The 9,432-nt window shown below is 70.3% G+C and carries 8 protein-coding genes; 6 read left to right on the top strand and 2 right to left on the bottom strand.

Annotated elements, in window-relative coordinates; all coding sequences use genetic code 11:
• Positions 1-318, bottom strand: a 318-nt coding sequence (locus ON26_RS22825) for a hypothetical protein (protein WP_040798380.1), incomplete at its 3' end; no start/stop codon positions are given.
• 203 nt (positions 319-521) lie between these two features.
• Positions 522-1,382, bottom strand: a complete 861-nt coding sequence (locus ON26_RS31780; protein ID WP_051027387.1) for a hypothetical protein — start codon at positions 1,380-1,382, stop codon at positions 522-524.
• 235 nt (positions 1,383-1,617) lie between these two features.
• Between ON26_RS31780 and ON26_RS22815 the strand changes: the two genes are divergently transcribed.
• The 6 genes from ON26_RS22815 to ON26_RS22785 all read left to right on the top strand — a co-directional run.
• Positions 1,618-3,729, top strand: coding sequence for an acyltransferase family protein (locus ON26_RS22815; RefSeq protein WP_306307253.1), 2,112 nt, complete (start codon positions 1,618-1,620; stop codon positions 3,727-3,729).
• A gap of 252 nt (positions 3,730-3,981) precedes the next feature.
• The gene (locus ON26_RS22810) at positions 3,982-4,425 is read left to right on the top strand and encodes a GyrI-like domain-containing protein (RefSeq protein ID WP_040798378.1); all 444 of its coding nucleotides are present in this window, start codon (positions 3,982-3,984) and stop codon (positions 4,423-4,425) included.
• The gene (locus tag ON26_RS22805) at positions 4,422-4,856 is read left to right on the top strand and encodes an effector binding domain-containing protein (protein WP_040798376.1); all 435 of its coding nucleotides are present in this window, start codon (positions 4,422-4,424) and stop codon (positions 4,854-4,856) included. Before ON26_RS22810 ends, ON26_RS22805 begins: the two co-directional genes overlap by 4 nt.
• Positions 4,857-5,104: 248 nt before the next feature.
• Complete coding sequence (locus ON26_RS22800) at positions 5,105-5,854, top strand: hypothetical protein (protein WP_174375435.1); 750 nt, start codon at positions 5,105-5,107, stop codon at positions 5,852-5,854.
• Positions 5,851-8,445, top strand: coding sequence for an Rv1355c family protein (locus tag ON26_RS31775; protein WP_051027385.1), 2,595 nt, complete (start codon positions 5,851-5,853; stop codon positions 8,443-8,445). The genes ON26_RS22800 and ON26_RS31775 overlap by 4 nt, the downstream gene beginning before the upstream one ends.
• 43 nt (positions 8,446-8,488) lie before the next feature.
• A partial coding sequence (locus ON26_RS22785; RefSeq protein ID WP_157171982.1) for a diguanylate cyclase domain-containing protein occupies positions 8,489-9,432 on the top strand: 944 nt, incomplete at its 3' end.

Raw genomic sequence — 9,432 nt, 5'->3', positions numbered from 1 at the left:
GAGCGGCGTGATGCCGAGCGCCGAGCCGACCATCCCGACGAGATCCGGTGCGGGCGGCGGCGGCACGGCGTCGACCGGCGGTGGCAGGGCAATGGTCGGCGTGCCGAAGCCGAACGTGGCGAGCGGATCCGGTCCCAGGCCGAGAGCGTCGGTGAGCCGGCCGGGAAGATGCCCGACCGGTGTGCTGAAGTGCTGGTCGTCGGCGGCGGCGGGCGTGGTCCCGGCCACTGCGGCGCACACCGCACCGGCCACCAGGGCGGTCGCGGCACGCAGGGCGAAGGTGCGGTGTGGAGCGGCGGGCCTGGTGGATGTGGCCATTGGCTACCTCATTCCGAAGGGAAGGACCTACGGAAGGAATTCGGAGCGGCAGGCCGAATGGATGCACGACAACGACAGCTCGGGCCCCCGGGCCGGAAATACCCCGGCGGAACCGCCCTCGGCCGGGCAGGATTCCGGTCGAGAGATCCGAGCCGAGCCCCGGCGGGTGACCGTGAGCCCGGCTCGGTGTGCGCGGCGCTCGCTCAGGCGGCGGGCGGCGCGGGAAGGTCGGAGGCCAGGGGAGCCAGCGAGCCCTCGATCGCGCCGACGGCGCCACCGATGAGCGCGCCCGCGGCCACCGCCGGCGCGGCGACGAACGCGTACCCCATGACGGCGCCGATCACCGGCACCACCACCAGGCCGGCGGGCAGGAAGGGGATGCCCGCGATGAACCCGGCCATGGCGCCGACCATGGCGCCCGCGCTCGAGAGGGGGGAGGACAGCGTGTTGCCGACGACCGCGCCGATGGCCGCATCGCCGATCACCTTCTCGGCGATCACGTCGGAGCGCGCGGGATCCATGCCGGTCGTGTCGAGGGTGTCGGACAGCCCGGTCTCCGCGGCGAGCGCGCCGTCGTTGATCTGCACCGCGACATCCGTCGGGATGAAGTCGGGACGGTCGACCCGGACGCTGCCGATGCGCAGCTGGTTGTCCGTCAGCACGGGCGGCGGGACCGGCTCGGGCTCGGTGATCGGCGTGGCGGCAGGCGTGGCTGCCACGGCCGTCGGCGCGAGACCGAAGGCGGTCATGATCGATCGAGCCGGGTCGGGAACGTGCTGCCCGGTGTACACCTGCGCGAGCGTGTCGGCCTGCGCCGGTGTGGGCACACCGAAGCCGAACGCGCCGAGCGGGCCGGAGCCGAGCCCCGGTGTCTCCGCGGTGCCGGGTACGATCGGAAGCTGCCCGACCGGCGCCTCGACCGGGTGATCGTCGGCGACGGCGGGTGCGGTGCCCATCACGGCCGCGCAGACCGCCCCGCTGAGCAGGACGGTTGCGGGACGCAAGGCGAAACTGCGGTGTCCAGCGGCGGGCCGGTTGTGTGCGCCCGCAGCGTGCTTGCCCATTGGCTACCTCATTCCGAAGGGACGACCTACGGATCTGATTCGGAGCTGTGGACCCGGTGGATGACAGCCCCGGCGTGTCGGGCAGGATCGTGGGTTGGACCTCCCTCCGTCGCCGTGATAAGAGGTTGGTCATGTCTCGTTCACCGTTCGTCCACTCCGGCGACGATGTCGCAGCACACCCGGATCCGGCCGGGTGTAGTCCGGCAGCCCGATGACGGCGGCGCGAGGCTCGGAAGTGGCGGCGGTAGTCGCCACTTCCGCCGTTCCGGCCACCGATACGGTGGTCGCTCCCGGCGCGGCCCCCGCTGCTCCGGCCGCCCGGGTACGCCCCACGGGCTATCGCACCGATCTGGACGGCCTGCGCGGCGTCGCCATCGCGCTGGTGGTCGTCTTCCACATCTGGATGGGCCGGGTCTCCGGTGGCGTCGACGTCTTCCTGGTGCTGGCAGGCTTCTTCTTCACCGCCTCGCTGCTGCGCCGCGCCGGTTCCGACAACGGTATCCCGGTACGCGAGACCCTGGCCCGGCTGGCCCGGCGTCTGCTGCCCGCGCTGGTGCTGGTGCTGGCGACGGTCGCGCTGTTCGTGGTGCTGACCAAGCCCTATACCCAGTGGACGGAACTGGCGTCGCAGACGCTGGCCTCGCTGCTGTACTACCAGAACTGGTACCTGGCGTTCTCCTGGGCGGATTATCTCGCCGCCGACCCGTCGGTGAGCCCGCTGCAGCACCTGTGGTCGATGTCGTTGCAGGGTCAGTTCTATCTGGCCGCGTTGCTGGGTATCGCGGTGCTGGTGTGGACCTGCCGGACACTGGGCAGGCCGGCGGCGGTGCGCCCGGTCGTCGCCTTCGTGCTGGCTGTGCTGGCCGCGGCCTCGTTCGTCTACGCGGCACGCGGGGTAGACCTGCAACAGGGCTGGAACTACTACGACAGCTTCGCCCGCGCCTGGGAACTGCTGGCGGGCGCGCTCGTCGCGGTGGTACTGCCCGGGCTGAACCTGCATCGTGCCGTGCGCCTGCTGCTCGCGCTGGCGGGCGCGACGCTGGTGGCGGCCTGCGGCTGGATCGTCGACGGCAGTTCGATGTTCCCCGGCCCGGCGGCGCTGATCCCGGTCGGCGCCACCGTCGCCCTCATCCTGGCCGGTCAGAATCTGTCCACCGATCAGCTCCCGCTGCCCAACCGGCTGCTCGCCTCGAGCGCGGCGGTGCGGCTCGGTGAGATGGCCTACGCGTTGTACCTGTGGCACTGGCCGCTGCTGATCTTCGTGCTGGCTCACCTCGGCAACGCGACGATCGGGGTGCGTCCGGGACTGGCCGTGCTGGCCGTGTCGCTGGTGCTGGCCTACCTGACGCACCGATTCGTCGAGGAGCCGCTGCGCGCGCCCGCCGCCGCCCGGCCGCCTCGGGTGGAACTGGGCCGGCGGATGATGCTCGCCCTCGGCGTGACGGTGCTGGCCCTGACGGTCACGTCCCAGGTGATCACCAGTCTGTCGCCGCCGCATCCGGTGCAGGATCTCGACGCCCTGCGCTATCCGGGGGCGGAAGCGCTCGTCGGCGGCGCGCACACCCCCCATGCCGACATGCGGCCGAGTGTGTTCGAGGCGCCTGCCGACGCGGCCTACCCCACCCGCGACGGCTGCATCTCCGACTGGGACACCCGCGAGGTGATCACCTGCTCCTACGGCGATCCCGACGCCGACCGCACCATCGCGGTGGTCGGCAACTCCCATGCCGAGCACTGGGTGCCCGCTCTCGACATCCTCGGCCGGGAGAACGGCGTCCGCATCGACGTCTACCTCAAGATGGGGTGTCCGCTGACGGTGGCCGCGGAGACCTCCTACAAGGGCCAGTCGATTCCGGACTGCCGGGACTGGTCGCTGGAGGTGATCGACCGGCTCGGTGTGGACCGTCCGGACTGGGTGTTCACCACCGGGACCAGGCCGAGGGACCTGATCGGCGACGAGACGCCCGACGACTATGTGCAGGTCTGGTCCCGGCTGTCCGAGCACGGCCTGAACATCCTGGCGATTCGCGACACGCCCTGGCTGCGTCGCGACGGAGTGCGCTACCGGGCCATCGACTGCCTGGCCGAGAACGGCGATCGGTACAGCTGCGGGATCCTCCGGGCGGACGCCTTCGATCCGGCCAATCCGGCCGACGGACCCGCCGCCTCGTTCCCGAACGTGTTCACGCTGGATCTGACCGATGCGGTGTGCGAGCCGGACATCTGCCCGGTGGTGGTGGGCAACACCCTGGTCTACCACGACGAACACCATCTGACGGCCAGTTACTCGCGCTCGCTGGCGCCGGAACTGGGTCGCAAGCTGGGACCGATCCTCGGCTGGTGGTGAGACTGCCGGATCGGCACGCGTCGCATCGATAGCCGATAGTTCGCCGGAAAATATTGCCGGTATCGTCGTCGGTGGCTGACGTACGCCGGATCCGCCGCGCCTTTCAGGACGTTTGTCCAGTTCAGTGCCGTGTTGTCGGCCGATTCGCGTGCTCCGCCGTGCTCGGACCCTTCATGATCGAGTTGATAGCATGGCTTTTCCAGCCGACCGGAATGCGGGTGCGCTCGCCGATGCACCTCGAGAGAGTTTTCCATGCAGTTTGAAATCGTCGAGCGGGACGAGACCTGGGTCGCCGGTTTACCCGTCCGCAGTCCGAAACGCGCACTGGGCGAACTACGGGATCATGCCCTCGAAGCGGCCTGGGCGGCGGTGCTACATCAGGAGCTCGGCGGCCCGCTGGCCAGCGCGTATACCGATTACACCGGCGAACTCGGTACCTACAACACCCAGATCGTCGGCTACCGGTGCCGTTCTTTCGACGAGGTCACGCGCGGCCATCTGGTGGCCCGGCTGCCGCGCGGCAGTTATGCGAAATTCTCTTCCGTCGGCGATTTTCCGCAGGTGATGACCGACCTGTGGACGCAGATCTCCTACGCCGAGGAGCACAACCAGATCAAGCGCACCTACACAGGCGATTTCGAGTGCTATCCGCACGCCTACAAGATCGAGCTCTACCTGGCGGTGGACCCCCGATGACGTACACGATCGCGGTCCGCAACGAGGCGATCTACGGCGGTCTCGTGGTGCCGAGGGTGACGCCGAGTTTCAAGGTCAGCAACAGTGAACTGATCGAGTTCCTCAAGGACCGGCTGCGGGATCGCGAGGGCGGCGATCGTCCCATGTACACCGTCTACGTGCCTGATCCGGCAGGGAATCACAACGCGCTGGTGTGCTTCGAGTACCTCGCTCCGTCGGCCGTGCCGGTCGGTGATCTGCTGGTCCGGGTACCGAAGGGCGTGTACGCGCGATTCGAGCCGAACGGCGATTATCACGACCCGGTGGAGGATGTCTGGGCGCAGGTGGACGACGCCACCGCGTCGGCGGAGATCACCCGCGCCTACCGGGAGGAGATCGAGGTTTGGAGCGGCCCCGGGAACGTCGAGCTGTATATCTCCATCCTGGTCTGATAGCCGGATATTAACTAACGGTAAACCAAATGGTCCGTTGGTTACCTTGTAAAGCGGATTGCACCGGCGCGAACAGGGAGTTTGTCAGGTCTGGCGCATGTCTCGACCCAGTTGCCGGTTTCCTGGTCAATTCCTGTTCGATGACGGATACTGCCGTATGCGACTCTCCCGGGGTTTAGGAACTCGGGGGAGCGGGTAAAGCGGCCCCCCTGCGGGCGCAGCCTGCGGTGACGACGGAGTAGGAACACATGACTGTCGAGATGGTCACGGTCGGCGCCGAGCGCGTGCTGCGTTTTCGTGACATGCACTCCGGTCACGCCTTCCAGGTGACGACCCCCGAGGCCGATCCCGAACTGTGGCGGCGCTATCTGGCCGGGGCGCACCGCGTGTACCACCGCTTCGGCGTCGAGTCGGCGCTCGAGTACGAGTCCGTGGCCGACGGCCGTTCGACCGCGCTCTTCTTCGCCGCGGTCGATCAGGACGGCGAGGTCGTGGCGGGCCTGCGCGCCCAGGGCCCGTACTCCGGTTCGGCCGAGGCCCACGGACTGTCCGCCTGGGCGGGCGAGCCCGGCGAGGACGCGTTGCGGGCCATGATCGACGAGCGCGCCCGGGAGGGCATCGTCGAAGTGAAGGCGGTCTGGGTGGACCGGGCGGCCGCGCACCGGTCGGCGCTGGGCGCCGCGGTCGCGCGCTGCGTCGTGCACGCCGCCTGGCTGCTCGGCGCCCGCTGGGGTTTCGCCACGTCCGCCGGGCACGGCATCGACCGCTACCTGTCCAGCGGCGCGCGGATCGCCGACGAGGTCGCCGCGGTCGCCTATCCGGACCAGCGCTATCGCACCGTCCCGCTGTGGTGGGACACCCACGCGCACTCGGCGTACGCCACCCGCAACCAGAGCGCGCTCATCGTTCTGGAACGCGCCGCCCTGCGTGCCTGGGGCAGGACCTGTCCGCGACCGGCGGTCGCCGAAGCCGTGGCGGGAAGGCCGACCGCTCGATGACCGCTTCCGACACCCAGCCGGCCGAAACCGGCGCGCCGGCCGCCGACTCGGAGGCGCTCTACCGCCCGCTGATCCTCGATGAGCACGCAGCCGACGACGCCGCGATACTGACCCGGCTGCGCGCGGTCCCCACGGTGGGCATCCGCGACATGCGTGATTCGCTCCGCGCGGAACTGTCCCGGATCTGTGCGCCGCCGATCGAGCCGGAAGACGCCCGCGCCGACCGCTGGGTGTACTACCCGTGGCGGCGCACCCTGGTCGGCCTGCCCGGGCCACGCACGTTCCGCGCGATCCGCCTCGACCGCAACCGCAACAAGCTCACCGCCGCCGAGCAGGACCGGCTCGCCGGGATCGCGGTGGGCGTGGTCGGGCAGAGCGTCGGGCACGCCATCGCGCACACGATCGCGCTGGAAGGCTCCTGCGGGCTGTTGCGGCTGGCCGATTTCGACGACATCGAGCTGTCCAACCTGAACCGGGTGCCCGGCACGCTGTTCGACATCGGGCTGAACAAGGCGGTCGTCACCGCGCGGCGCATTGCCGAACTGGACCCGTATCTGCCGGTCGAGGTGTTCACCGCAGGCGTCGACGAGGACTCCGTGGACGAATTCCTGCGCGGACTGTCGCTGGTGCTGGAGGAGTGCGACTCGCTGGATGTGAAGTTCGCCGTGCGCGACGGCGCCCGCAGGCATCGCCTGCCGCTGCTCATGGACACCAGTGATCGCGGCCTGTTCGATGTCGAGCGCTTCGACCTGGAACCGGATCGCAAGCCCTTCCACGGGCTGCTCGGCGAGACCGTCGCCGCCGATCTGCGCGGCCTGTCCACCAAGGACAAGGCCCCGCACGTCCTGCGGATCCTCGGTCCGGACGAGTTGTCCGCCCGGATGGCGGCCAGCCTCGCCGAGATCGACCGCACCGTCACGACCTGGCCGCAGCTGGGCGGGGACGTGCAACTGGGCGCCGCGATCGCCGCCGCCGCCGTCCGGCGGATCGGCCTCGGCCGCGAGCTGCCGTCCGGGCGTACCCGGGTGGACGTCGAACGCGAGCTCGACGGGCTCGCCGAACCGGTGCCCACCGACGACGAGAGCTGGTCCACGGCGGGGCTCGCAGATCGGGCGGGGCCGGACCGCAACGTTGCCGGAGCCCTCGCCGAGGCCGCCGGGCCCGGCGTGTCCGCGAGGGAGTCCGGCCGATCGGCGCCCCCGGCATCCGGCCGCACCCGCACGGGTCCGGCCCCGAACGGCATCGATGCGGTGTCGGCGTCGAACGGCGCTGAGACGGGTCCGGCGCCGGGTGACGCCGATGTGGGGTCGGCGCCGAACCGCGCCGAGGTGGGGTCGGCGCCGGCGAGCGCTGCGGCGGGTCCGGCGCCGAACCGCGCCGAGGTGGGGTCCGGGATGCCCCGCGACGGCGGTAAGCGGCCCGTCCGCGCACCGCAGCGGCAAGCTGCGAGATCCGATGGCACCGGGCCGGGCGCGGAGAAGTTCGACCTGAGCGGGGGCGAGCGGGACGCCGATCCGGAACTGCTCCCTTCGGGCCCGCCGCGCGTGCAGGTGGCCGCCGCGGCCCAGCGCGCACCGTCCGGCGGCAACGTCCAGCCGTGGCGGCTGCGACTGTCCGAGGACGAGCTGCGCATCGACCTCGCGCCCGAGCGTTCCTCGACCATGGACGTCGGCTACCGGGCCAGTGCCGTGGCCATCGGCGCCGCCCTGCACAACGCCCGCGCCGCCGCGGCCGCCCACGGCCTGCTCGGCGAACACCTCCTGGCCGCGGGCGAGGACGTCCCGCTCACCGCCACGCTGCGCTTCGGCGCGGGCGCCGATCCGCTGCTGGCCCGCGACTACCCGGCCGCCCTGACCCGCTGCACGAACCGCCGCACCGGCAACCGCGCGCCCATCCGCGACAGCGTGCTGGCCGCGCTCGACGCCGCCGCCCGCGCCGAGGGCGCGCTGGTCCGCGCGATGACCGATCGCGCCGCCCTGGCCGAGGCCGCCGACGTGCTCGGCGCCTCCGACCGGGTCCGGATGCTGACCCCGCGGATGCACCGGGAGCTGTTCTCCGAACTGCGCGGCCCCGGCGAGGATCTGCGCGACGGCATCGACCTGCGCAGCATGGAACTCGACGACGCCGATCTGGCCAAGCTGCGCATCGCCTCGCGCCCCGATGTGGTGGCGCTGCTGCGCAACTGGTCCGGCGGCCGCAGTCTCGGCGACTCCACGCGCGATCAGCTGTTGTCCGGCTCGGCTCTCATCGCCGTCACGCTGCCGTGCGCGGCGGGACGCGCGGGCGCGTCGCTGATCGATTACGCGCGTGCCGGAATGGCCGTCGAACGGGTCTGGCTGGAGGCCGGACGGCGGGGTCTGGCGGTGCAGCCGATGTCGCCGGTGTTCGGCTACGCACACGACCAGGAGGAGCTGATCGCGATTTCAGAGGATTTCGCGGATACACTGACCTCACTTCAGGGCCGTTTCCTGGACCTGCTGGGAGTACCTGGGCATGAGATCATGGCGTTGGTCCTTCGCCTGAGCTACGCGGCAGCAGCCTCGGTGCGCAGCAGGCGGCTTCCAGTACCGGGCGCGGGCCAGGGCAGCTAGCACGATCGGAGACAGGGTGCCTCGGCGAACGCTCGACTCATTGGTGACAGAAGTCGCCTCCGAGTTGATGGGCGTCGACGCCATCAGCATGGTGGCGGCGAGCGAACGCGTGCTGGCCAAGCTGGTCGAGCATTTCGACATCGATTTCGGTTATCTGCGCCATACCGATCGCGAGGAGCGCAAGACCGTCCTGATCGCCGAATGGCCGCATCGCACCGACGTCCCCGATCCCGATCCGCTGGCCGTGGTGCATTTCGCCGAGGCCGATTCGGTGTTCCGCGAGCTGGAATTCGCCACCGAGCCGATCATCGTGCGGCCCGGCGCGGAATCCGAGGATTACCAGGAGACCATTCGCAAGTCCTCCGGAATCCCGCAGGTCACGATGTCCTGTGTGCCGCTGGTCTCGCGCGGCGAATCCACCGGCCTGCTGGGTTTCATCAAATCGGGCGACCGCGAGTGGGATACCGCCGAACTGAACGCGCTCACCGCGATCGCCACGCTGTTGGCTCAGGTACAGGCGCGGGTGGCGGCCGAGGAGCGGCTGCGCTACATCGCCCTGCACGACGATCTGACCGGCCTGGCGAACCGGCGCGCGCTGCTCGAGTACATGGAGGATCGGTTGCGTCCCGGTGCGCCCGGCCCGGTGGCCGCGTTCTTCCTCGACCTCGATCGACTCAAAGCGCTCAACGATTTCCTCGGCCACACCGCGGGCGACAATTTCATCCGCACGCTGTCCTCGCGGTTGCGGGAGAATCTCGGCCCCGACGCCATGATCGCCCGGCTCGGTGGCGACGAATTCGTCATCGTGCCCGACAAGCCGATGGATTCGGTGGCCGCGGAGCTGGAAGCGACCCGGTTGCAGCAGCTGATCGGCCGCCGGGTGACTGTCGGCGGGGAATCGGTCAGCCGCGGCGCGAGTGTCGGAGTGGCCGTGGGCATTCCCGGGCAGACCACGGTCGCCGATGTGTTGCGCCGCGCCGATCACGC

Origin of the sequence: Nocardia higoensis NBRC 100133, from assembly GCF_000308595.1 — a bacterium.
Lineage (GTDB): Bacteria > Actinomycetota > Actinomycetes > Mycobacteriales > Mycobacteriaceae > Nocardia > Nocardia higoensis.
This window is presented reverse-complemented; position numbering and strand designations above follow the sequence as displayed.

Coding starts and splice junctions, on each gene's coding strand:
- ON26_RS31780 (WP_051027387.1), bottom strand. CDS start 1,382: ATGGGCAAGCACGCTGCGGGCGCACACAACCGGCCCGCCGCTGGACAC.
- ON26_RS22810 (WP_040798378.1), top strand. CDS start 3,982: ATGCAGTTTGAAATCGTCGAGCGGGACGAGACCTGGGTCGCCGGTTTA.
- ON26_RS22805 (WP_040798376.1), top strand. CDS start 4,422: ATGACGTACACGATCGCGGTCCGCAACGAGGCGATCTACGGCGGTCTC.
- ON26_RS22800 (WP_174375435.1), top strand. CDS start 5,105: ATGACTGTCGAGATGGTCACGGTCGGCGCCGAGCGCGTGCTGCGTTTT.
- ON26_RS31775 (WP_051027385.1), top strand. CDS start 5,851: ATGACCGCTTCCGACACCCAGCCGGCCGAAACCGGCGCGCCGGCCGCC.